Source organism: Bradyrhizobium sp. 41S5, from assembly GCF_011516665.3.
Classification (GTDB): Bacteria; Pseudomonadota; Alphaproteobacteria; order Rhizobiales; family Xanthobacteraceae; genus Bradyrhizobium; species Bradyrhizobium quebecense.
Genome location: NZ_CP083721.1, coordinates 6445116 through 6468833 on the forward strand (window position 1 = coordinate 6445116; position 23718 = coordinate 6468833).

Consider the following 23718-nt stretch of genomic DNA (forward strand, 5'->3'; position numbering starts at 1 on the left):
AAAGCCCTTGAGGGCCCCGCCGCCGGGATCAACGAGCCCCGCAAAGAGAGGGCGTCATGGGAGGGGAAGATGCGAAAGCCAATCGTCACGCTTGCGGTGTGGGCGTTCGCGCTCACCGGCGCGCTCGGAACAGCGAACGCCCAGAAGGCCTATGGCCCCGGGGTCAGCGACACCGAGATCCTGCTCGGCGCTAATGCGCCCTACAGCGGACCGGCGTCGATCTATGCGAGCTTCCCGAAGACCATGCTCGCCTATTTCACGATGTTGAACGAGACAGGCGGCATCAACGGCCGCCACATCAATTTCGTAACCCGCGACGACGCCTATAGCCCGCCAAAAACCGTCGAGGTGACGCGCGCGCTGGTCGAGAATGACAAGGTGCTCGCGATCATGGCGCCGTTCGGTACGCCGACCAACGCCGCGATCCAGAAATACCTCAACAGCAACGGCGTCCCACAACTGCTGGTGCAGAGCGGCGGCACCCGCTGGAACGATCCCAAGCAGTTTCCCTGGACGACGCCCTACTCGCCGACCTACGTAAACGAGTCCCGGATCATCGCGCGCTACGTCCTGCGTGAGAAGCCGGACGCCAAGATCGGCGTGCTGTTGCAGGCCGACGACATCGGCAAGGATTTTGTCCTTGGCCTGAAGGAAGGGCTGGGCGCGAAAGCTGAGACGATGATCGTCAAGGAGGCCATGTATCAGTCAACCGAGCCCACGATCGACTCGCAGATCGTGAATTTGAAGGCGTCCGGCGCCGACACCATCCTGATCGCCGCGCAAAACAAATTTGCCTCGATGGCGATCCGCAAGATCCACGAGCTCGGCTGGAAGCCGCTGATCTTCCTCGGCTCGACCGCGAATTCGATCGCCGGCGTGCTGGTGCCGGCAGGGATCGAGGCCTCGACCGGCATCCTGACCACGACCTCCTACAAGACGCCGAACGATCCGGCCTGGGCCAATGACAAGGGCATGGCTGATTATCTCGCCTTCGCCGCCAAATACATGCCGGGGATGGATCCGAACGATGTGATCGCGGTGACGGGCTACACCACGGCGCAACTCGGCGCGATCATCCTGCAGCGCTGCGGCGACAATCTCACGCGGGAGAATGTGCTCAAGCAGGCCACCAACCTCAGCGGCATCGAGCTGCCGATGCTGCTCCCGGGCATCACGATCCAGACCACGCCGCAGGATTACGCGGCGATCACCGAACGCCGCTTCGCCCGCTTCGACGGCAAGACCTGGATGCTGTTCGGCGACATCGTGGGCGCAGGCCCAGCCAAGGACTGATCCTGCGCCTCGCATCCGACTGACCGAACCGGCTCAAACACCAAGGACAAGAACAATGCTGACAGCCCAGGACGATCTCATCGGCCACCAGACGCCGCAGCCGCTTGCCAAGGCCGGCGGCGGCGACATCAGGTTCACCGAGCGCTACTGGTACACCGCGCATCCAATCGACGGTAGCGAATTGCTGATCGACATCGGGCTCGGCTATTACCCGAACCGCAATGTGATGGACGGCTTTGCCGGCATCACCATCGGCCGCCGCCAGCACAATTTCCGTGCCTCGCGCCGGCTCGGGACCCGTCCGCTGGAGACCGAGGTCGGCGGGCTCAGAATCGAGATTGTCGTGGGCAACAGCCTGCACCGGCTGTCGCTTGCGGAGAACTCGTCCGGCATCAGCTTCGCGCTCGAATTCAAGGCGAGCTTTCCGGCGGCGCAGGAGAAGCAGAATTTCCGCGAGCGCAACGGCGTCGTCGAGGAAGACCTCGCCCGCGTCTCGCAATTCGGCCGCTGGCGCGGCTGGATCAAGGTCGACGGCAAGCGCACCAACATCGAACCGGAACTCTGGTGGGGACAGCGCGACCGCTCATGGGGCCTGCGCTCCGAGATGCGCACCGACGAGACCAGGCCGCCGGTTGCGACCCATCGCAATTTCTTCTGGACCTGGTCGATGTTCCAGTTCGAGACGTCGGCGCTGTCGATCTTCATCAAGGAGCGCGCGCCGGGCAAACCGCATTACCTCTCGGGCAGCGAGTTCCGCCGCGAAGCCGACGGATCGGTTTCGCATCGCGAAGTAACCTCGGTCGAGCACGCGATCGAATGGGCCGACGATCCGCTCGGCCAGACCATCGCTGTGGCCGACTTCACCTTCAGCTTCGATCGCGGCGAGCCGCGCCGCGTCAGGATGCACGGACTGCCGACGCGATTTTATCTCAAGGCCGGCATGTATGGCGGCCTGCAAGGCTGGACCCATGGCGACGACCGCGGCGAGAACCATGCCGCCCACGACATCTGGAACCTCGACGACGCGGCAACGCGCGCCATCGCGCGGACGCTGTCGGACCATGTGGTCCGGCTCGAAAGCGGCAGCGAGACCGGATTCGGCATCAGCGAGTACGGCGTCGCCGCCGGCTATCCGCTCTATTCGGGACCGCAGAAATTCCCGGCGATGTGATGGACGGGCAAGACATCCACGCCGCGGAGGGTAATGAGGCCGCGTGCGATCCGTGGGACGACAAGGCCGCCGAGGCGCTGGTCTCGCTCGAGACCATTGCGCCGCTGCGCTATCGCAGCCGCTTCGGCGACGGCAATCTCAACGGGCGCTCTTACGGCGGCCAGATACTCGGGCAGGCCATGATGGCCGCGACGCTCAGCGCGCCCGAAGATCGCCCGGCGGCGATGCTGCAGCTGTTGTTCCTCCGCGGCGCCGATCCCACCCGGCGCATCACGTTTGACGCGGAGGTTCTGCAGGACGGCAAGCGGTTCTCCTCCCGCCACGTCGTCGGCAACCAGGGGGACGGCCGTAGCGTCGTGAGCGCGCAGGCAACGTTCTGCGCAGCCCAGCCCGGCCCGCGACACGCAGCGCCGTTTGCGCCGCCGGAAGATCCCGAGAGCCTGCCCGATCTGAGCATGATCCCCGACGAGCTGATGGCGCAGTTGCGACCGCTCGGTCCTTATTCGCCGCAGATCAAGTCCAGCATGGATTTCCGCATCCCCGAGATCGAACGTCAGCTCTCGGCCGCGACGGCAGGGCCGCGCCTGCGCTTCTGGATCAGATGCCGGCAGCCGCTCGCCCCCGGTTCCCGCGCCCAGGCCGCGGTGTTCGCCTATCTCTCGGATTGGTGGCTCAACTTCTCCAGCGTCGGCGGCCATCTCCGCGTCCTGCAGTCGCGCGCGCCGCTCTATCTGTCGAGCCTCAACCATTGCATCTGGTTTCATCGTGCATTCTCGCCCGACGCCTGGATGCATGTCGAGACCGAGAGCCCCTGCGCCGATGGCGGCCGCGGGCTGTCGATCGCCCGCGTCCATGATCGCGATGGGTCGATGCTCGCGACCTCGATCCAGGAAACCCTGATGGTGCATCCGGATGGCGATGCGTAGCTCACGCTCCAACAGTCGAGACGGCGTCACGATCGCGGCTGATTTGCAGCCGCTGTTCATCACCGGTTCCATGACCTGTTGAATCCCGGCAACACCGGCAGACAAAATGCGCGATCGTGCAGTTTGCGCGTTTTGAACCACGACTGTGCCGCATCTCGGTCCAATCCTGCCTGCGGGTGGCGCAACAAAAACACGATTGGGGAAAACCTACATGCAGCAGGCACCGTCGGGCGCACGGAGCGCGGAACCGTCTGGCTATGTTCTCTACTTCCAGCTTGCCAGCAATGGCGCGAGACGCGCGTGCAGTCTGACGATCCAGGCGGAGAGTGCCAACGAGGCGGCGCGAATCTTCCGCGAGAACTGGAGCGCAATCGAATCGATGGCACGCGACGGCGTCAGCACGGGGATGGTCGGCTCGGCGCCCGTCAGCCTGGCGATGTCGTGAGGCGCATCGCGCCACATGAGTCACCCTACGCTTGAGGCGTGTCAGGACAACGACCGCTCACCTCATGCGAGGATCGCGCGACCATTTGACGCGCTAACGTGAAATCAAGTCATGAGATGCGGGGCTCGCGCACACGCGCGAGCCCCATTGCGTCTTAGAACGATTCAAATCCAATCCGGTTAGAGAGATTCAAGTCTGCTCCGGTTCTTTTCGCGCGCGCCAACTGCTAGAGGCCCGGCGTGAGCGAGTTCGCGTGAACCGGAAGTCCAAGAGTGCCTGTGATTGCTGATGGCCAGGTTGTCGGCGACAGTCGAAATGCCGCCGACAAAGGCCACACGCACCTGCTGAATGATATCTGCCGCCCGATCAAGACCGCGCTGCTGCAGGTCCACTCCCTCGCCGGCCTCGCGCTGGCGCTGCTGTGGGCTGTGGTCGGCATCACCGGCGCGACGATGGCGTTCGAGGACGAGATCGAGGCCAGCCTGAACAGCCACATCATGCGCGTCGACGCCAGCGCGACGCGGCGGCTGACACCGGATGAACTGGTCGCACGGCTGCAGTCGGCCGGCGACTTCGGCCAGACCTCCGCCGTGACGATGGCGAGCGACCCGTCAGGGGCCACACGCATCCGTTTCGCCCGCAGCGAAGGGGGTGCGCGGCCGTCCTCGGTCTATGTCGATCCCTACGACGGACATGTGCTCGGCTCGCCGCGCGGTGAAGACTTCTTCGCCACCGTCCGCAAGCTGCATCGCTGGTTGCTGTTGCCGGGAGACGGCAACGGCATGGGACGCAAGATCACCGGCTCAGCCGCGATCTGCCTGATCGTGATGCTGATCACCGGCCTCGTGCTGCGCTGGCCGCATCGCGCGCGCAGCGTGAAGATGTGGCTGAAGCCAAATCTGGGCCTGCGCGGGCGCGGCCTGCACCGCTCGCTGCACGCCGTAATCGGCACCTGGGTGCTGCCGGTCTATCTGGTGATGACGCTGACCGGCCTGTGGTACTCGTTCGAGTGGTACAAAGCCGGCGCCAACTGGCTCCTGGCGCGGCCTCAGGCCACGGCGACTGCGATGCAGCCCAAGCCACCACGCGGCGCGGCGGCCGCCGCGGGCAAGGGCGAAGCCAAAACCGAAGCGAAGGCCGAAGCAAAGCCGCTCGCCTTCGATCGGGTCTGGGCCACGTTCCTGGAGCAGGAGAACAACGATTACGGGCGGGTCCTGCTGACCCTGCCGGCCGGCGCGAGCACGGCGGTGCGCGTGCGGTCATGGCCGCGGGATTCGTCGCTCGAAAGCGTGCGCGACGAATTCCGGATCGATGCCGTCACCGGGCGCGTCATCTCGTCGGATCGTTACGCGGACAAGACGTTTGGCGAGCGCGTCCTTGCCGGCGTGCTCGACATCCACCGCGGCGCCATCCTGGGGTGGCCCGGCAAGCTCGCCTTCATGCTAGCCGCCGCCTTGATGCCGCTGTTCGCCGTGACCGGTCTGCTGCTCTATCTATCCCGTCGCAGGCACCGGCGCCTCGCGCGACAGCCGATGGGGCACCTCGTTCCGGGTGAATGAACCTCGCGATCAGCCGAGACCGCACGCCGCGAGCCGGGCGCGCAACGCGGCGTCCGTTTCGGCAGCGAGTTCGAGCAACCCGCGATAGGGATCGCCCGGTATGGCGAGCACGGCGGCGAACGCAGGCTCGGTCTTGAGGCCATCTGCCCGCAACTTGCCGACGGCTTGCCGCAGCCGTCCGTCATCAAGCGCGAGCAACCGCCGCTCGACCTCGAAATGGATCCAGCCCTGCTGCTGGTCTACCGGACGCTGGTCGCCGAACAGTTCGAACGGCCAGCCATCCCACACAAAGCGGGCAATCGCCGGACGCGTTCCCGAGGTCCATCGGGAGAGCACGAAATCATCGGTCGATCGGTAGTGGGTCCAAACGATGTCCGCGAAAGCGTTCGGATCGGGCGCATGACAAACGATATCGATGTCGCTGCCGGGAACGGCAATGCCGAGTGGCAGCGTTCCGACGATGCGGGGATCGAACGGCTTGAGCAACTCCATCACGGCGGAGCTGGTGACGGCGGATGCATAGTGCCCGATAGTCATCGCGTGGCATGCCCTCAAGGTCGCAGTGACGCAATACCACGCTGGCGTGAATGAGCGAACCTCGACAAGCGAGCGGAAGCCCGACGGGAACGGTCTTGTAAACGCTACGGGGCGATTCGACCGCGTCACCGTGGTCGAATCGCCCCGCCAAACGAGCAGACAGGCGGGACTGCCTCGCAATCCCGCCTGTCCGGCCGATGTCTAAATGACCTGTTCGATCGATCAGCCGAACTGGTTCATCGTGTTGTGGGTGCCGCCCGCCTTGAGGGCGGCCTCACCGGCGAAGTATTCCTTGTGATCGTCGCCGATGTCGGAGCCCGCCATGTTCTGATGCTTCACGCAGGCGATGCCCTGACGGATCTCCGCGCGCTGCACGTTCTTGACGTATCCGAGCATGCCCTGCTCGCCGAAATACTCCCTTGCGAGATTGTCGGTCGAGAGCGCAGCCGTGTGATAGGTCGGCAGCGTGATCAGGTGGTGGAAGATGCCGGCGCGCTTGGCCGAATCCGCCTGGAAGGTGCGGATACGCTCGTCGGCTTCCTTCGCCAGCGGCGTCTCGTCGTACTCCGCCTTCATCAGCTCGGCGCGGTTGTACTTGCTGACATCCTGGCCGGCTTCCTTCATCGCGTCGTAGACCTGCCAACGGAAGTTGAGCGTCCAGTTGAACGACGGCGAGTTGTTGTAGGCGAGCTTCGCGTTCGGAATGACCTTGCGGATGCGATCGACCATCGAAGCGATCTGCTCGATATGCGGCTTCTCGGTCTCGATCCACAGCAGGTCGGCGCCGTTCTGCAACGAGGTGATGCAGTCGAGCACGCAGCGATCCGCGCCGGTGCCGGGACGGAACTGGTAGAGGTTGCTGGGCAGCCGCTTCGGACGCATCATCTTGCCGTTCTGGTTGATGATGACGTCGCCGTTGCGCGCATTGGCAGCCGTCACTTCCTCGCAGTCGAGGAAGCTGTTGTACTGGTCGCCGAGGTCGCCGGGCTCGTGGCTCACGGCGATCTGCTGGGTCAGGCCGGCGCCGAGCGAGTCGGTGCGGGTCACGATGATGCCGTCTTCGACGCCGAGCTCGAGGAACGCATGGCGGCAGGCGCGGATCTTCGCGATGAACACCTCATGCGGCACGGTGACCTTGCCGTCCTGGTGGCCGCACTGCTTCTCGTCCGAGACCTGATTCTCGATCTGCAGGGCGCAGGCGCCCGCCTCGATCATCTTCTTGGCGAGCAGATAGGTCGCCTCGGCATTGCCGAAGCCAGCGTCGATGTCGGCGATAACAGGCACGACGTGGGTCTGGAAGTTGTCGATCTTCTCGATCAGCGCCTTCTCCTTGACCTTGTCGCCTTCCTTGCGCGCCGCATCAAGCGCGCGGAAGATGTCGTTGAGCTCACGCGAATCCGCCTGACGCAGGAAGGTGTAGAGCTCTTCGATCAGCGCCGGCACCGAGGTCTTCTCGTGCATCGACTGGTCCGGCAGCGGGCCGAACTCGGAGCGCAGCGCGGCGATCATCCAGCCGGAGAGATAGAGGTAACGGCGGTCGGTGTTGCCGAAGTGCTTCTTGACCGAGATCAGCTTCTGCTGGGCGATGAAGCCGTGCCAGCAGCCGAGCGACTGGGTGTACTTGGTGCTGTCGGCGTCATAGGCGGCCATGTCGGCGCGCATCAGCGCAGCCGTGTAACGGGCGACGTCCAGACCGGTCTTGAAGCGGTTCTGCAGGCGCATGCGCGCCACGGCCTCGGCGGTGACGCCGTTCCAGGTGTCCTTGGTCTTGAGCAGCGCTTCAGCCGCCTCAAGCTCGCTCTGATACGAAGCCGGTCCCTGGATGGCCCGGTCGCTGATCCCGCGCGGTTGGAAGTTCATGTCCGTGATCCCTTCGGTGACGAAATAACTGGGCTCTTTTGTAAGCTCAGTCTCGCCGGGAGCTAGACCTGGCGCGGAAAACTTGTCATAACTTACAAGATACCGATGTATTGTTGTAAGAATCTTACATGCACTTGGATTAGGCGATGGCAACCTCAAGCGCCCGTTCCGTTTTCATGGGCCCCCGGCTGCGCCGGTTGCGGCGCGATCTCGGGCTGACCCAGGCCGACATGGCGGCCGATCTGGAGATCTCCGCCCCCTATGTCGCGCTGCTGGAACGCAATCAGCGGCCGGTGACGGCCGACATGCTGCTTCGCCTCGCCCGCACCTACAAGATCGATCTGGCCGATCTCGCCGGCGACGGCGGCGCCGATCACACCGCGCGCATGCAGTCGATCCTGAAGGAACCGATGTTCGCCGACATCGACATCCCCGCGCTCGAGGTCAGCGACCTCGCGGTCAGCTATCCCGGCATGACCGAGGCGTTCCTGCGACTCTACACCGCCTATCGCGAGGAACAGCTGGCGCTCGCGGAGCGAAGCGCTCCGGACCTGGCAGGCGGCGCATCCTTTCCGGGGCAGGAAAATTTCGACGCCAACGATCCGGTCGCGGAGGTCAGGCGGTTCCTCGCCGCTCGCCGCAACAATTTCGCCAATCTCGACGACGCAGCCGAGCGCCTCGTCCACGAGCCCGCCGGCCCGGCCGGATTTATCGAGCGGCTGCGCGAGCGCCATAAGCTCCAGGTCCGCTATCTACCGCCCAACGTCATGCTCGGCTCGATCCGGCGACTAGACATGCATCGCCGACAATTGCTGCTCGAGGACTCGCTCGATACCGCGGGCCTGAATTTTCAGTTGGCCAAGCAACTCGCCTATCTCGAACTGGAAGACGAGATCGGCGCAGCGGTCGAAGACGGCAAGTTCACCAGCAAGAGCGCCGAATTGCTGGCACGCCGCGCGCTTGGCGCCTACGCGGCGGCCGCGCTCATCATGCCGTACTCCGTATTCGCAAAGGCGGTCGAGACGCGTCGCTACGACCTGGAGGCACTGGCGCGTCAATTCGGCACCAGCTTCGAGCAGACGGCGCACCGTGTCACGACCTTGCAGCGGCCAGGTCTCGAGAAGGTGCCGTTCTTCCTGATCCGCGTCGATCCGGCCGGCAACATCTCCAAGCTGCTCGACGGCGCCGGATTTCCGTTTGCAAAGCACGGCGGCGCGTGCCCGCTGTGGTCGGTGCATGGCATCTTCAAGACGCCGCGCCAGATCGTGACGCAATGGCTGGAATTGCCTGACGGACAGCGGTTCTTCTCGATCGCCCGGACCGTGACCGCAGGCGGCGGCGCGTTCGGCGCCATCCGCGTGGAGCGGGCGATCGCGATCGGCTGCGCCGCCGAGCATGCGAGCCAGCTGATCTATACGCGCGACGGACAGGGGCCGAATGCGGATGAGCCGACCCCGATCGGCGTCGCCTGCCGGGTCTGCCATCGCCCGCGATGCGCAGCGCGGTCGGCGCCTCCGATCGGACGCGAGATTCTTCCCGACGATTTCAGAACCTCGAGCGTCCCGTTCGGCTTCTCGGCGGATTGACGCGGTCGATCACCCCTGCGGCCGGCTTGCGTCGTACAGCACCCGCACCCGGATCGTGCCGTCAATGGCTTTCAAATCGGCCAGCAGCCCCTCGCCCTCGCCGCCGACCACGTCGGTCTCGAGCACGACATAGCCGACTTCCGGATCGGTCTGCAGATATTGCGCCAGGATGTTGATCCCGTGCCGGGAGACCGCGTCGTTGACCTGACGCATGACACCCGGAACATTGCGGTGAACATGGATGAAGCGCGTGCCGGTCGGTCGCGCCGGCAATTGCACCTGCGGAAAATTGACCGCGCCGAAGGTCGACCCGACATCGGAATAATCGATCAGCTTGCGCGCGACTTCGCCGCCGATGCGATCCTGCGCCTCTTCCGTCGAACCGCCGACATGCGGTGTGAGGATGACGTTGGGGAGGCCCTGCAGCGGCGAGACGAAGCGCGCCTCGTTCGACACCGGTTCGACTGGAAACACGTCGACTGCGGCACCCGCCAGCCGGCCCTCACGCAGGGCGCTCGCCAGCGCATCGAGATCGACCACGGTGCCGCGCGAGTTGTTGATCAGATGGGCCTCGGGCTTCATCAGCCGGAGCTGGGCTTCGCCGATCATGTTGGCGGTGGTCGGCGTCTCCGGCACGTGCAGCGAGACGACGTCGCTCGCTGCCAGCAGCGCGTCAAGCGATTCAGCTGGCTCGGTATTGCCGTGGCGGAGCTTGTCGGTCTGATCGAAATAGACCACGCGCATGCCCATGGCTTCCGCGAGGTTCGACAGCTGCGAGCCGATGTTGCCGTAGCCGACGATGCCGAGCGTCTTGCCGCGCACCTCACGGCTGCCTTCGGCGGACTTGTCCCAGCCGCCGGCATGTGCGGAAACCGAACGCGGAAAGATCCGGCGGAACAGCATGACGATCTCGGCGATGGTCAGCTCCGCCACGCTGCGGGTGTTGGAATATGGCGCGTTGAAGACGGGGATGCCGAGCTTTCGCGCGGCGTCGAGATCCACCTGATTGGTGCCGACCGAAAAGCAGCCGACAACGAGCAGCCGGTCGGCGGCCTCGAGGATTTCCGCGGTCAACTGGGTCCGCGACCGAATTCCCAGCATGTGGATACCCGACAGCGCTTGCCTGAGCTCTTTCGGTCCTAGCGCCTTGGGCAGGCGTTGCAGCTCGGTATAGCCGTTCGCCTCGAACATCCGGGCTGCGGAATCATTCACGCCCTCCAGCAGCAGCACGCGTATTTTGGTCTTAGGCAGCGACAACATCATCAAGATCCGGGCTCGTAGGTTCGGGCAGGTTGTGCGCGAACGCAGGTTCGACGGATCAGGTGATAACATGGAAAACAATCGCATCAGAAGCCGCCGTGGCGGCGCGCCCTGCGATTTTCGGTGAGCCCCCTCGATCCGAGGGTTCAGACGCGAGGCAGGAACCGAATCAGCCAAATGTCCTGTCAATTCGCCGGTAGAGCCCCTGTTGCGGCTCCCGAGGCGTTCGAACGCCCGCTCCGGCTCACCGGCTGAAGGTCAATCCCAGTCGCTTCAACTCGGCGCCGAAGGTTATGTCCGGAGCGCTGGTCTCACTTCCTGGTTCCGGTGCCCGCAAGCCTGCTGCCGTCGCCGGAGCAGATCAGCAAACAGCCATCCCTGACGTCTTGTCGAACAAATGCGTTCGCTCGAGATCGAGCGCGACGTCGATGACATGATCCGGCTCCGCGGCAACGCCGACCGGCATTTGCGCCGTAAACGCAAAGCCGGCGACGGTCCCGATCACCAGCGTGTGCGGCCCCAGCGGCTCCACGTCTTTCACGAGCAGCCGGACGGAAGAACCCGCCGGCGCGTCTTGCCGCAACACATGATCGGGCCGCACGCCGAGCACCACCGGCTTGCCGACGCTGCCCGCATAGGCCGCCTCACGCGACTTCGGCAGGCGCAACGCCGTGCCGGATGCCGCGGCGAAGGTGAGCGCGCCATCGCGAGCGATGATCTCGCCATCGATGAAGTTCATGCTTGGCGCGCCCATGAAGCCCGCGACAAAGAGATTAGAGGGCTTCTCGTAGATCGTGATCGGATCGGCCGCCTGCTCGATCCGGCCTCTGTTCATCACCACGACGCGATCGGCCATCGTCATGGCTTCGACCTGATCGTGGGTGACATAGACGATCGTCTTGGCGAGACGGCGATGCAGCGCCTTGATCTCGGTCCGCATCTCGATGCGGAGCTTGGCGTCGAGATTGGACAGCGGCTCGTCGAACAGAAACACGTCCGGGCTGCGCACGATGGCACGGCCGATCGCCACGCGCTGGCGCTGCCCGCCCGACAGCTGCTTGGGCCGCCGCTGCAAATATTGCTCGAGGTCAAGCACGCGCGCCACGTCATTGACGGCCTTCTCGATGCTGGCGCGCGATTCGCCGCGCACCTTCATGCCGTAGCCGATGTTCTCGCCGACCGTCATGTGCGGATAGAGCGCGTAATTCTGGAACACCATCGCGCAGTTGCGCAAACCGGGGCGCAACTGCGTCACGTCGCGGTTGCCGATGCGGATGGTTCCGCTGGTGACGGCCTCCAGTCCCGCGATCATGCGCAAAGTCGTGGTCTTGCCGCAGCCGGACGGGCCGACCAGCACGACAAATTCCTCGTCGGCCACGTTGAGATCGAGCCCCTCGATGATCTTGTAGGGCCCGTATGCCTTGCTGACGTTCTCGATCTCGACGTGCGCCATGGAATCCTTTTCCGTCCTTTCGTCGACGGCTGGTCAAGCCCCGGATGATGCTCGCGCATCATCCGGGAGGTCTCAGTGGAAAGCTAGTTCTTGGCTGGCAGACCCATCGCGGCGCGATAGGCGGCAAGCTGCTTCGCGCGACCGAACTCGTCGGTCAGGCGATTCCACTCCTTCGCCATCGCGTCGAGCGCCGCCTGCGGCGTGGTCTGGCCGGCCAGCGCCTTGCCGAGTTCGATCTCGACGACCTCGGTATAGGAGAAATAGCCGGGCAGACGCATGTCGAGCGCGACGTTCTTGGCGTTGATGGAGTCCGATTGCGCGCCGAGATATTCCTTGGCCTCTTCCGGCGAGAAGATCTTGCTCCACAATTGCAGATTGGCGGTGTGCGATTTGCGATAGGGATTGACGCCGCTGCCGCCGGTGATCGCCGCCTGGCCCGACACCTCGGGGCTCGTCAACGTCTTGACGAAATCCCACGCCGCCTGCTGGTTCTTGCCGGCCTTCGGCACCGCGATCTGCCAGCCGCCGAATGCCATGAACGGGCCCGGAAGCACGCTCGGGAACTTGTCCCACTTCTTGGTCTTGGCGTTCCATATCTCGTCCGAACCGGGCAGCATCGCGGAGCCGACCTTGCCCGAGATCTTCGACTGCTTCGGGTCGGCGGCGATGACACCGGTGTCACCCCAGCCGATCGATTCCGCCACCTGGCCGCCGGCCACCGCAGCGTTCACCTCGCCGAACGAGAAGTTCAGCGCGTTGGGCGGCCCGAGCTTCGATGCGCGGATGTACTCCTCGAGCCCCTTCACCCAGCCCGGGTTGTTGATCTGCGCGTCCATCGTCTCGGGGTCGAAGAACATCGCACCTGGATAGTTCGGATTGTTGGCGTAGGCCGCGGCGTGGCTGAAGAAGAACCAGAACTGCTGACCGCCGCGACGGAACGCTTCCGCCGTTCCCCACAGGCCCTTGTCCGGTCGCTGGAAGAACTCCGCAATGTCGAGATACTGTTTCCAGGTCTTCGGCGGCGCGAGGTCGTAGCCGTATTTGGCCTTGAAGGCGTCCTTCTCCTTGGGATCGCTGAACAGGTCTGTGCGGTAGGTATAGGTGTGGACGTCGCCGTCCATCGATTGCGAGTAGATCTTGCCTTCCCACACCATCAGGCGTTCGCGATAGGCCGGCTCGATATCGTCCCAGTCCTTGCCGGACTGCATCTCCTTCGGCATCTCGCTTAGAAAGGGGACGAAATCCGGCAACCAGGCCGGTGCGAAGCTGACGAGGTCGAAGGTCGCGTCGGAGGCCGTGAGCGATGTCGCGATCTTCGGATAGAGCTCGGACCACGGAAACTCGACGACATTGACCTTGCCGCAGGTCTTCTTGGCCCATTCGTCCGCGCCGAGCTTGAGCGCGGATGCGATATACGGTCCGGTCTGTGACGCCACCGTCAGGGTGACGCCGGTGTAATCCGGACTGCAGGCAGCATTCGCCTGGCTCGCGGCACAGGCCATCGCGAGCGAGGTGGTCAACATCAGGAACGTCCGTCGCAACATCGTCTAGTCCTCCCTACAAGGTTTTTTGCTATTTGATGGCCCCGAGCAGCAGGCCCGACCGCATCATCCGGCTGAGCAGGCCCGCCATGATCATCATGGGAACGATTGCGACGAGCGCCGCAGCCGATATCGCCCACCATTCGTCGCCGCGCTGGCTGTTCTGTCCTGCCACCAGGATGGGCAGCGTCTGCCATCTGGAATTGGTCAGGAACAGCGCGAACAGAAACTCGTTCCAGACGAAGGCCAGCGTGATCATGAACGTCGCCAGCAGCCCGTTCATCGACATCGGCACCACGATGCCGAAGAAGATGCGCCAGCTCGGCACATTGTCGACCATCGCCGCCTCTTCGACCTCGATCGGCACCGCCTCGAAGAAGTCGCGCATCAGCCAGACGACGATCGGCAGCGAGAAGGCGACGTAGCACAGCGTCAGGCCGACGAAGCTGTCGATCAGCTGGAAGCCCAGCCGGCCGATCTCGCTATAGAGCAGATACAACGCAAAGGCCGTGACGATCGGCGGGAACATGCGCTGGCTGACGAACCAGAACAGGATGTCCTCATTGCCGAGGATCGGTCCGGGCAACGGCAGGCGATTGGCAACGACGGCAGCGATCAGCGCGATCGGAAAGGCGAGCAACAGGGCCTGCGGTCGCGTAAACCCGAACGTCGCATTGAAGAGCAGATAGCCGCCGAGTGCGAGCAGGAAGAACACGAGGCCCGCACCAAGGCGTACCCTGAACTCGAACCGCACCAGCGCATAGGCCGCCATCGCGCCGATCGCGGTGGCGATGGCTGCCGCAGACAGGCCGACGATGGTCGAATTCAGGAAGGTGTGGAAGAACTCGCCGCGGATTCCCTGATAGAGATCGATGAAGGGCTGCAACGTCGGCGTGAAGTCGACGAACGGCAGATAGGTCGGCCCGCCGACCACGCCCGGTGGTGTCTTGAATGCGGTCACCACCACCCAATAGAGCGGGAACACCGTGATCAGGCACCAGGCGAGGACGCCGACCGCGACCAGGCGGCGGCTCCATGGCGACAGTCCGGTCAAGCCCTGCCCGCTCATCGGCGCTTCTCCAGATGCGGCCGCAGCAGCGCCAGATAGGTGACGCCGATGATCGTGATCGCGATCAGGAACAGGAAGCTGAGCGCCGACGTATAGCCAAGATTGAACTTCTTGAAGCCTTCCTGATAGGCGAACAGTGTCAGCGTCTCGGTGTCCACGCCCGGGCCGCCGCCCGTCATCACGAACACCGTGTCCATGATCTTGTAGCTCTCGATCAGGCGGATGAAGACGATCGCAGCCGAGATCGGCAGCAGCATCGGAAAGGTGATGCCCCAGAACTGCTGCCAGGCGCTGGCGTTCTCGAGCTCGGCGGCCTCATAGACATCTTCGGGAAGCGTTTGCAGGCCGGCCAGCATCATCAGGATGACGAACGGGGTCCACTGCCAGACCTCGACTGCAATGATGCAAGCGAGCGCCCAATGTCCGTTGGTGAGGAACGGCAGGTTGACCAGACCGAACTTCGACAGGAACTGGTTGAGCGGCCCCATCGTCGGGTTGAACATCATGCGCGCGACCAGCGCGACCGCGACGGGTGCGAGCAGCATGGGCAGCAGCAAGGCGACACGAAACAGCCGCTCGCCCGGCACCCGTGCGTTGAGCGCCAGCGCGACACCGAAACCGATCGCGTACTGCAGGGCGACGGCGATGAGGGCAATCAGCGTCGTCGTGAAGATCGCGTTCCAGAACCGCGGCTCCTGCAACAGCGTGGCATAGTTGCCGAGCCAGACTACCCGCGGCGGGATCGGCGGAATCAGGCGGTAGCTCAGGAAGCTCGTGGTGAGCGAATAGATCAGCGGAAAGATCGAGATCGCCAGCACGACGAGCACCGCCGGCCAGATGAAGACATGCTTGATCGGATCGTTCCGCATCATCGCGCGATCATCCCTTCAGCAGCGCGTCGATCTCCGCGCGCCGGGGCATCGCGGGCGCGGTGCCCGGTCGCGTCACCGAGATTCCGGCCGCGGCTGAACCGAAGCGCGCAGCCTCCAGCGGATCCGCGCCATCAGCGAGCGCCGCCGCGAAGCCGCCGACGAAGGCATCGCCCGCCCCCGTGGTCTCGACCACGTTGCCGGCAGCGAAGGGCGGCACGTGCAGCGAGCGGTCCCGCGCATGAAACAAGGCGCCGCGCTCGCCGAGCGTGATCAGCGCTGTGCCTGCGCCTTTCGCCAGCAAGGCATCTCCGGCGCGGCGGGCACCGGCGAGATCGCCCACCGCGATCCCGGTCAACGCTTCGGCCTCGGTCTCGTTGGGGACGACATAATCGCAGAGCGCAAACAGGCCAGCGTCGAACTTGATCGCCGGCGCCGGATTGAACACGGTGATGCTGCCGGCGGCGCGCGCGATCTCGAGCCCGCGCCGCGCCGCATCGACCGGCTGCTCGAGTTGCGTCACGAACACGCGGCTGTCGCGGATGGCATCCGCCACCGCGTCGACATCGGCCGGGCCGATGCCGCCCGCCGCACCCGGCACCACGATGATTGCGTTGTCGCCGCGCGTCTCGTGGACGTAGATGAACGCAGCTCCAGTGGGCGCTTCCGCCGTCCTGGCGACGCGCGGCCGGATTCCCTCGGCCTCCCAGGTCTTGATCGCGAGCTCGCCGAAGGCATCGCTGCCGATCCGGGAGATGAAGCTCACGCTGGCGCCGGCCCGCGCGGCCGCGACAGCCTGGTTGGACCCCTTGCCGCCGGGCCCCATCGCAAATCCCGATCCGGCGATCGTCTCGCCGATCGCCGGCATGTTGCCGGCGCGGAACGCCAGGTCGACGACGAAGACGCCGAGGACGGCGACGCCATTCTTGCTCATGTCGTCACTCCCCGTCCGGCGCGATGACGCCCTTGCTGAACAGGAAGCAGCCGTAGAAGCGCCGCTCGCCGGTCGCGATCACGCAATAGGCCGTCTTGGCCTTCTCGTAGAAGGCATGGCGCTCGACGCCGACGAGCGGCCAGGATCGTCCCTCGGCGCGATCGATCGCGGCCTGCACCTCGCGCTGCACCGGCGGCACTTCCTGGGCCTGCCCGACGATCTCCATGCGGATCGCGGCATCGTCGACAAACGTATCGAGCGGCATCACCGAGAGAACGGCTTCGACCGCCTTGGCGGCACTCACATTGTCGATGCGCAGCAGCCTGCCAAGCGCGCTCTGGCGCGCGATCGAGTCGGCCGGAAAATTGGTGTCGCACACCACCAGGCGATCGCCGTGCCCCATTGCCCGCAGGGCATAGAGCACGTCGGCATTGAGCAGTGGATTGATGCCCTTGAGCACGTTGCGTCCCCTCCCTTGTCTTCCAAATCGCCGAACTCTCGTGGTTCGGGCCCCAATCGATATCACCGCAAAGTGACGTCCCTAGTCGCCATACGGAATCCAGATGTTCTTCACCTGCACGGCATGACGCAGCAGGATCGGGCCCTCGCTCGCGGCCTTGTCGTACCAGTCGATCGCGAGGCCTTGATCGACCAGCGTCCGCTTGAGATTGCCGATCGAGTGACGTTCGGCAGCCGCGGAAGTGTCCTGCGACCCGAACACCCAAAGCGCGTCGACATCGTCATGCTCGGCAAGGACCTTGACGAGATCGTTGCGGTCACCAGTGACGATGTTGACTACGCCGCCCGGCACGTCCGACGTCTCGAGCACCTGGTAGAAGTCGGTCGCGGCGAGCGGATGCCGCTCGCTCGGCACGGCGACCACCCGGTTGCCCATCGCTACCAGCGGCGCGACCAGACTGATGAAGGCGAGCAGCGGTGCCTCGTCGGGACAGGCGACACCGACCACGCCGATCGGCTCATGCATTGCGAGCGCCACGCCGCGCAGCGGCGGCGCGTGGATGGATCCCTCGAATTTGTCCGCCCAGGCGCCATAGCTGAACAGGCGCTCGATGCTGGCATCGACCTCGGTGCGCGCCTTTGCTGCCGAGACACCGGTCATGTCGGCGACGCGCCGGGCGAACTCGTCGCCGCGCGCGGAAAGATTCTCGGCAAGGTAATAAAGGATCTGGGCGCGATTATGCGCCGTCGCCCGAGCCCACCCCTCGGCGGAGCGCGCCGCGGCCACCGCATTGCGGATATCCTTGCGATTGCCCTCGCCGGCCTCGCCGACGCGCCGGCCTTTCGGCGAGAGCACCGCGCGCGAAAAATTGCCGTCCGGACGAACCTGCTTGCCGCCGACGAACAGCTTGGCCGTTCGATCGATCGGCGGCACGTCGAAGCCGGCGCTGGCGCCAGACGCCGTCGGCAGCGGCGATGGCTTGGCCCGGGCCTTGCGCCCGCTCCAGGCCTTCGGCTTGAGATACTCATACATGCCTTCACGGCCGCCCTCGCGGCCGAAGCCGGATTCGCGATAGCCGCCGAAGCCGACGCTGGCGTCGAACAGATTGGTCGCATTGACCCAGACCACGCCGGCCAAAAGTTTCGGCGCGATGTCGAGCGCGAGCCCGATCGTCTCGCTCCACACGCTGGCGGCAAGGCCGTAGCGCGTGTTGTTGGCGAGCATGACAGCCTCGTCGGGAGTGCGGAACGTCATCGCCACCAGGACAGGGCCGAAGATCTCTTCGGTCGCAACCGTCGACGACGGATGCACATTCCAGAGCAGGGTGGGCGGATAGAAGCATCCTTCCGACGGGATCGCGCCGGACGCCTGATATTTCTCGGCGCCCTCCTTCACCCCGGTCTCGACCAGCGACTTGATCCGCTCGAGCTGCACCGGCGCGACCACCGCACCCATGTCGACCGCCTTGTCGAGCGGCATGCCGACGCGAAGTGTCTCCATGCGGCGGATCAGGCGCCTGCGGAAGGTCTCCGCAATGCCCTCCTGCAGCAGCAGCCGCGAGCCGGCGCAGCACACCTGGCCCTGGTTGAACCAGATGGCATCGACCACGCCTTCCACGGCGCCATCGAGATCGGCATCGTCGAACACGATGAACGGCGACTTGCCGCCGAGCTCGAGCGTCAGCGATTTTCCGGTCCCCGCAGTCGCCTGACGGATCAGCCGCCCGACCTCGGTCGATCCCGTGAAGGCGATCTTGTCGACACCGGGATTTTCGACGAGCAGCGCACCGGTCGCACCGTCACCGGTGACGACGTTCAACACGCCCGGCGGCAGGCCGGCCTCGGCCGACAGTTCGGCGAACAACAGCGCGGTGAGCGTGGTGAACTCCGCCGGCTTCAGCACCACCGTATTGCCCGCGGCGAGCGCCGGCGCGATCTTCCAGGCCAGCATCAGCAGCGGGAAATTCCACGGGATGATCTGGCCGATCACGCCAATCGGCACCTGATCGGCGAATTCGCGGTCATGCAACTGCGCCCAGCCGGCGTGATAAAGGAAATGTCGCGCGGCGAGCGGCACGTCGAGATCGCGGGTTTCCCGGATCGGCTTGCCATTGTCGATCGCCTCCAGTACGGCGAACAGCCGGGCGTGACGCTGCAGCATGCGCGCCAACGCGTAGAGATGGCGCGCGCGGCCGTGACCGCCAAGCTTTGCCCAGGCGGCCTGCGCGGTGCCCGCGGCGTCGACCGCCGCCGACACGTCGGCAGCGTCGCCCTGCGCGATGCGCGCCAGCACCTTGCCGGTGGCAGGCTCGCTTGTCGTGAGGTGTTTGCCCGCATGCGGCGCCGTGAACCTGCCGGCGATGAAATGCCCGAACGTGGCGCCATGCCGCGCCAGCCAGGCACGCGCCTCGCCGTCCGCCTCGGGCGCGGGGCCATACTCCATGGTCTCGAAATAATTTGCGACGCTCATCGCTGGAGTCTCATCCCACGGGGTGACGGTTGAAAGCCGAGTAGTGGCCGGTCACGTGATGCTCGAGCTGCCGCTCGATGTCGGCGAGCAGGCTGGAGGCGCCGATACGGAACAGCTCCGGCTCGAGCCAGTCACGTCCCAGTTCCTCCTTCATCAGGAACTGGTAGTTGAGCACGTCCTTTGCCGTCGAGATGCCGCCGGCCGGCTTGAAGCCGATCTTGTAGCCGGTCCGCTCCTGATAGATGCGGATCATCCGCAGCATCGCGAGCGTCACCGGCAGCGTCGCGTTCACGCCTTCCTTGCCGGTAGAGGTCTTGATGAAGTCGGCACCGGCCATCATGCAGACCATCGAGGCCTTTGCGACATTGCGCAGCGTCTTGAGGTCGCCGGTGGCCAGGATCGTCTTCAGATGCGCGTTGTCGCAGGCGGCGCGGAAATCCCGCACCTCGGCGTAAAGCGCCCGCCAATCGCCGGTCAGCACATGCTCACGCGTGATGACGATGTCGATCTCCTGCGCGCCGTCTCGGACCGACGCCTCGATCTCCTTCAGCTTCAGATCGTGCGGCACGAGGCCCGCGGGAAAGCCGGTGGAAACGGCGGCGACCGGAATGCCGGATCCATCGAGCGCTTCGACAGCCGTTGCAACGAACCGATGGTAGACACAGACCGCTCCGGTGTGCAGTTCGCGCCCGGCAAAGCCAAGCCGCTCGAGAAGGTCGCCGCGCACGGGCGTCTTGGCCTTGGCACAGAGGCGCTTCACCCGTTCGGCCGTGTCGTCGCCGTTGAGTGTGGTCAGGTCGATGCAGGTGACCGCCTTGAGCAGCCACCCCGCCTGTGCGTCCTTCTTGACCGTGCGCCGGCCCGGCAGGCTCGCGACCCGCCGTTCGGCGGCCGACAGGTTGATCCTGATCTCGTCGACCCAATCCATCTCGAGCGCGCGGCCGCTGTTGCGCGGGAGCGAATGCTCGCCGGCCGGGTAAGGCGATTGCACGGCCAACGGGGACGGATTCTGGATGAAGACGCTCTGCGTCATGGTGGCGCCGTGCGGTCCTAGCGAATCGACGAGGTGGCCAGATAGATTGAATGTGTCGATCGCAACATGTGATCCTCCCCTGACCTTGCCGCCGGGTTTGCCCCCCTGCCGAGGACGATACCGTCTCGACACCGGATCAGCTCGCCGGACTGGATGTTACTATTGTAACAAATCGACGTTGATAAACTCACAACATTGTAAGATCATTGTCAATCGGATAAGCAAGCTCGGCGATCAAAATGGCTGAAATCTCCAACGCACGACCAAGCGAGACACGCGTCCAGCGCCTGCAGAGGCTGCGCCGCGCCGTCGAATCGAGTGGCGCGCTGCATCTAAAGGACGCCGCCGAGCTCCTCGGGGTTTCCGAAATGACGGTGCGGCGCGACCTTGCTGGTCCGGAGGCTGCACTCGCCCTGCTCGGCGGCTACGTCGTCAATGCTGCGTCGCCGACCGGCATCAAGTACACGTTCGAGCAGGAAATCGACCAGCACACCCAGGACAAGCGCCTCGCCTGCCGGGCTGCCGCCGCCTCCATCAAGGAAGGCGATACGATCTTCATCGACTGCGGCACCACGATGCAGTCGCTGGCGGACTGCCTGCCCGAGGATCTGCCGCTCTCGGTGATCTGCTATTCGATGAACGTGGCGTCGATCGTGACTCGCCGGCCCGGCACGCAGGTGATGCTGATGGGCGGGCTCTATCATCCCTCGTCGCAGTCCTTTGCGTCGGACGACGGCCTGTCCTATCTGCGCCGGCTTGGGATCAACAAGGCCTTCATCTCCGCGGGCGGCGTACACTGGACCCGCGGCGCGAGCTGCTCCAACTTTCACGAAGTCGCCGTCAAGCAGGCCGTCATCGAGACCGCGATGGAGAGCACCCTGGTGATCGACGCGAGCAAGCTCGGCAGTCTCAAGTCGGCATTCTTTTCCGATATCGGCGCGTTCTCGCGGATCATCGTCGGCGGCGCGGCGTCATCGGAGATGCGCAAGCACTTCCGCAGCCTTCCTGTCGAGTACGTGACCGGCGCAACCTGATCCGAGCGGGGGCTGGCACGCCCGGATCAGGCTGCTCACGATGCGCGGGCTCGCGGGACCACGCATCGAACTCCTGCGGCTCAGTTGCAGGCAGGCTTTGCCTTGTTGCAGGCGTCGGTCAGTTCCGGCGGCGGCTCCTTCTTGAACACCGTCTTGTAGGATTCGAGCACGTTCGACTGCGTCACCGGCAGCGACTGCACGCCGATCCAGCCGGGCGTTTCCTTGCCAAGCAGCGCGTTCATCATCGCCATCGCTTCCGCGACGCCCTGATCATAGGGGCGCTGCGACCCGGTCGCCTTCAAGGGACCACCCTTGGCGATCTCGATCGCCGATTGCAGGCCGAGATCGACGGTCGTGACCGGAATATCGATGCCCTGCGCGCGCATCGAGCTCAGCGTATCGAGCGCCGGCTGATCCCAGACCGCGAACAGACCCTTGATATCAGGATTGCCGGTGAGGAAGTCACCCGCGATCTGCGACACTTTCGGCGGATCGGTGAAGTCGACCTGCTTCATCTTGATGTCGGGACGGTTCTTCTGCATCCACTCGCGGACGCCCTTGGTGCGCTCGTTGGTGCTGAAATAGTCGACCCCGAAATTGACGAGGCCGATGGTCGCGCCCTGCGGAACGCAGGAGGCCAGGATCTGGGCCGCGATCTGGCCATTGCCCTGGCTGTCCGCCGAGATCATCGAGGCATATTCCTCCGGATGCTTGAGGCCGGTCGGAATGCTGTCCATCAACACGAGCTTGATGCCGGCCTTCGCGATCTTCTTGTAGGTCGGCGCGGTCGCGGTGAAATCGACCGGGATCGAGATGATGCCGTCGGGATGCTGCTGGATGGTGTTCTCGATGTCGGCGATCTGTTTGTCGACCTGATATTCGGCGGACGCGACGCCGGTCACCGTCACGCCGTACTTCTTCAGCGTATCGGTGATGCCCTGGATCTGCAGCTGCGCCCAGTCGAGGTTGACGGTCTGCATGGAGATACCGACCTTGAAATGTTTCTCCTTGATCTTGGCGGCGTCGGCGTCCGACAGCGCGAGCACCTCCGGCGACGCGGCCTTCTCGCCGTGCGGCCCCTGACCGACGATCGATTTCGGTCCAAGCGTCGCGAGATCGACGCCCTTGACGCAGCTTGCCGGCACTTCGGCACGGGCCGAGGGCGCGATCGAAATGGCCGACGCCGCAATAAGCGCGGTCAGCGGCAGGGTTTGTCGCAAGATTGGCTTCATTGTTTCCTCCCTTTTTTGGTCGCCGATTGACCGGAGGCCGGCGACCTTGCCCCTATCCTTCAACGCAGTGACCTTGCGGCCCATGCGCTTGGCTTCCTATTGGAGCATTATCCTTTCGGAAAACCGCTTCACACTTTTCCGGATCATGCTCTAGGTGGTGTGGACTCTAAGGATTCCCTTTTAGGCGCAAATCAGATTCAAGACTGCTTTTGGGGAGGCAGTCTTGGGTGTGATGGACCGTTTGGTATTGAGCGACGCGGCTTGGGAGCGGATGGCGCCGCTGATCATAGGTCGCCCCGACCAGAAGGGCTCCACTGGGCGCGACAATCGGATGTTCGTGGAAGGTGTACTTTGGATTGTTCGCACGGGCTCTCCCTGGCGTGATCTCCCGGAGGCGTTCGGGGATTGGAACAGCGTGTTCCGGCGCTTCAGTCGATGGAGCATCAAGGGCGTCTGGTGGCGGATCTTCGAGGCGATGTCCGATGATCCGGACTTCGAATATCTGATCGTCGATTCCACCATCGTCCGGGCGCATCAGCACGCCGCCGGCGCCAAAAAAGGGGGTCTGAAGATCAGGCGATCGGCCGCTCGCGCGGGGGGCTGAGCACCAAGATACATATGGCCGTTCGTGGCTTGGGATGTCCCGTACGGTTCGCGCTGACCGCAGGCCAGCAGGGCGATGCACCGCAAGCTGCCGCATTGATCGAGGGACTACCTGCCGAGGTCGTCATGGCCGATACGGCCTATGACGCCGATCATTTGCGCCAAGCCATCGCCGCCAAGGGCGCGCTCGCCGTCATCCCCAACAACCCGTCACGCGCACTCAAATACCCGCTGGACAAGCACCTCTATGCCCAGCGTCACCTCGTCGAATGCTGCTTCTCAAAGCTCAAGCAGTTCCGCCGCGTCGCAACCCGCTTCGAAAAGACCGCCCGAAATTATCGCGCCGTCGTCACTCTCGCAGCCATCGTCCTTTGGATGCGGTAA

19 protein-coding genes and 1 pseudogene are annotated in these 23718 nt (G+C 64.5%); 8 read left to right on the plus strand and 12 right to left on the minus strand.

Features of this window, described 5'->3' with window-relative positions; genetic code table 11:
* Window positions 1-69 precede the first annotated feature (69 nt).
* The 5 genes from HAP47_RS30960 (at window position 70) to HAP47_RS30980 (ending at window position 5394) form a co-directional block, all read left to right on the plus strand.
* The gene (locus HAP47_RS30960; RefSeq protein ID WP_173641317.1) at window positions 70-1293 is read left to right on the plus strand and encodes an ABC transporter substrate-binding protein; all 1224 of its coding nucleotides are present in this window, start codon (window positions 70-72) and stop codon (window positions 1291-1293) included.
* A gap of 55 nt (window positions 1294-1348) precedes the next feature.
* On the plus strand, window positions 1349-2464 hold the full coding sequence (locus HAP47_RS30965) for a hypothetical protein (RefSeq protein WP_173641316.1): 1116 nt from the start codon (window positions 1349-1351) through the stop codon (window positions 2462-2464).
* Entirely contained in the window at window positions 2464-3390 is a 927-nt protein-coding gene (locus HAP47_RS30970) for an acyl-CoA thioesterase (RefSeq protein WP_173641315.1), read from the plus strand. Before HAP47_RS30965 ends, HAP47_RS30970 begins: the two co-directional genes overlap by 1 nt.
* Window positions 3391-3601: 211 nt before the next feature.
* On the plus strand, window positions 3602-3835 hold the full coding sequence (locus tag HAP47_RS30975; protein WP_173641314.1) for a hypothetical protein: 234 nt from the start codon (window positions 3602-3604) through the stop codon (window positions 3833-3835).
* Between the two features lie 344 nt (window positions 3836-4179).
* Window positions 4180-5394 (plus strand): PepSY-associated TM helix domain-containing protein, encoded by a 1215-nt coding sequence (locus HAP47_RS30980; protein ID WP_173643041.1) that lies wholly within the window; start codon window positions 4180-4182, stop codon window positions 5392-5394.
* Window positions 5395-5403: 9 nt separating this feature from the next.
* Here HAP47_RS30980 and HAP47_RS30985 read toward each other — a convergent pair whose 3' ends face one another.
* Window positions 5404-5931: a DUF4269 domain-containing protein gene (locus HAP47_RS30985; protein ID WP_173641313.1), complete on the minus strand. Its 528-nt coding sequence runs from the start codon at window positions 5929-5931 to the stop codon at window positions 5404-5406.
* A gap of 222 nt (window positions 5932-6153) precedes the next feature.
* On the minus strand, window positions 6154-7791 hold the full coding sequence (locus tag HAP47_RS30990) for an isocitrate lyase (protein WP_173641312.1): 1638 nt from the start codon (window positions 7789-7791) through the stop codon (window positions 6154-6156).
* A gap of 146 nt (window positions 7792-7937) precedes the next feature.
* Here HAP47_RS30990 and HAP47_RS30995 point away from each other — a divergent pair, with 146 nt between their 5' ends.
* On the plus strand, window positions 7938-9377 hold the full coding sequence (locus HAP47_RS30995) for a helix-turn-helix domain-containing protein (RefSeq protein ID WP_176396279.1): 1440 nt from the start codon (window positions 7938-7940) through the stop codon (window positions 9375-9377).
* A 9-nt stretch (window positions 9378-9386) separates the two neighbouring features.
* On the opposite strand, the gene serA is transcribed toward HAP47_RS30995, so the two are convergent.
* From serA to deoC, 9 genes are all read right to left on the minus strand, one after another.
* Complete coding sequence (gene serA / locus HAP47_RS31000; RefSeq protein WP_173641311.1) at window positions 9387-10640, minus strand: phosphoglycerate dehydrogenase; 1254 nt, start codon at window positions 10638-10640, stop codon at window positions 9387-9389.
* A 358-nt stretch (window positions 10641-10998) separates the two neighbouring features.
* A complete protein-coding gene (locus tag HAP47_RS31005) occupies window positions 10999-12090 on the minus strand; it encodes an ABC transporter ATP-binding protein (RefSeq protein WP_173641310.1) in 1092 nt (363 codons plus the stop codon).
* Between the two features lie 83 nt (window positions 12091-12173).
* Window positions 12174-13613, minus strand: coding sequence for an extracellular solute-binding protein (locus tag HAP47_RS31010; protein ID WP_371821826.1), 1440 nt, complete (start codon window positions 13611-13613; stop codon window positions 12174-12176).
* A 49-nt stretch (window positions 13614-13662) separates the two neighbouring features.
* On the minus strand, window positions 13663-14700 hold the full coding sequence (locus HAP47_RS31015) for a carbohydrate ABC transporter permease (RefSeq protein ID WP_173641308.1): 1038 nt from the start codon (window positions 14698-14700) through the stop codon (window positions 13663-13665).
* Window positions 14697-15572, minus strand: a complete 876-nt coding sequence (locus HAP47_RS31020) for a carbohydrate ABC transporter permease (protein ID WP_173641307.1) — start codon at window positions 15570-15572, stop codon at window positions 14697-14699. The genes HAP47_RS31015 and HAP47_RS31020 overlap by 4 nt, the downstream gene beginning before the upstream one ends.
* A 7-nt stretch (window positions 15573-15579) precedes the next feature.
* Entirely contained in the window at window positions 15580-16503 is a 924-nt protein-coding gene (gene rbsK / locus HAP47_RS31025) for a ribokinase (protein WP_173641306.1), read from the minus strand.
* Window positions 16504-16507: 4 nt separating this feature from the next.
* Window positions 16508-16963 (minus strand): RbsD/FucU family protein, encoded by a 456-nt coding sequence (locus tag HAP47_RS31030; protein ID WP_173641305.1) that lies wholly within the window; start codon window positions 16961-16963, stop codon window positions 16508-16510.
* A gap of 81 nt (window positions 16964-17044) precedes the next feature.
* Complete coding sequence (locus HAP47_RS31035) at window positions 17045-19432, minus strand: aldehyde dehydrogenase family protein (RefSeq protein ID WP_173641304.1); 2388 nt, start codon at window positions 19430-19432, stop codon at window positions 17045-17047.
* 10 nt (window positions 19433-19442) lie between these two features.
* Entirely contained in the window at window positions 19443-20465 is a 1023-nt protein-coding gene (gene deoC / locus HAP47_RS31040; RefSeq protein ID WP_173641303.1) for a deoxyribose-phosphate aldolase, read from the minus strand.
* 239 nt (window positions 20466-20704) lie between these two features.
* Between deoC and HAP47_RS31045 the strand changes: the two genes are divergently transcribed.
* Complete coding sequence (locus HAP47_RS31045) at window positions 20705-21499, plus strand: DeoR/GlpR family DNA-binding transcription regulator (RefSeq protein WP_173641302.1); 795 nt, start codon at window positions 20705-20707, stop codon at window positions 21497-21499.
* Window positions 21500-21579: 80 nt separating this feature from the next.
* On the opposite strand, the gene HAP47_RS31050 is transcribed toward HAP47_RS31045, so the two are convergent.
* Complete coding sequence (locus HAP47_RS31050) at window positions 21580-22731, minus strand: substrate-binding domain-containing protein (RefSeq protein WP_173641301.1); 1152 nt, start codon at window positions 22729-22731, stop codon at window positions 21580-21582.
* A gap of 271 nt (window positions 22732-23002) precedes the next feature.
* Between HAP47_RS31050 and HAP47_RS31055 the strand changes: the two are divergent.
* Window positions 23003-23718 (plus strand): annotated as a pseudogene (locus tag HAP47_RS31055) (IS5 family transposase).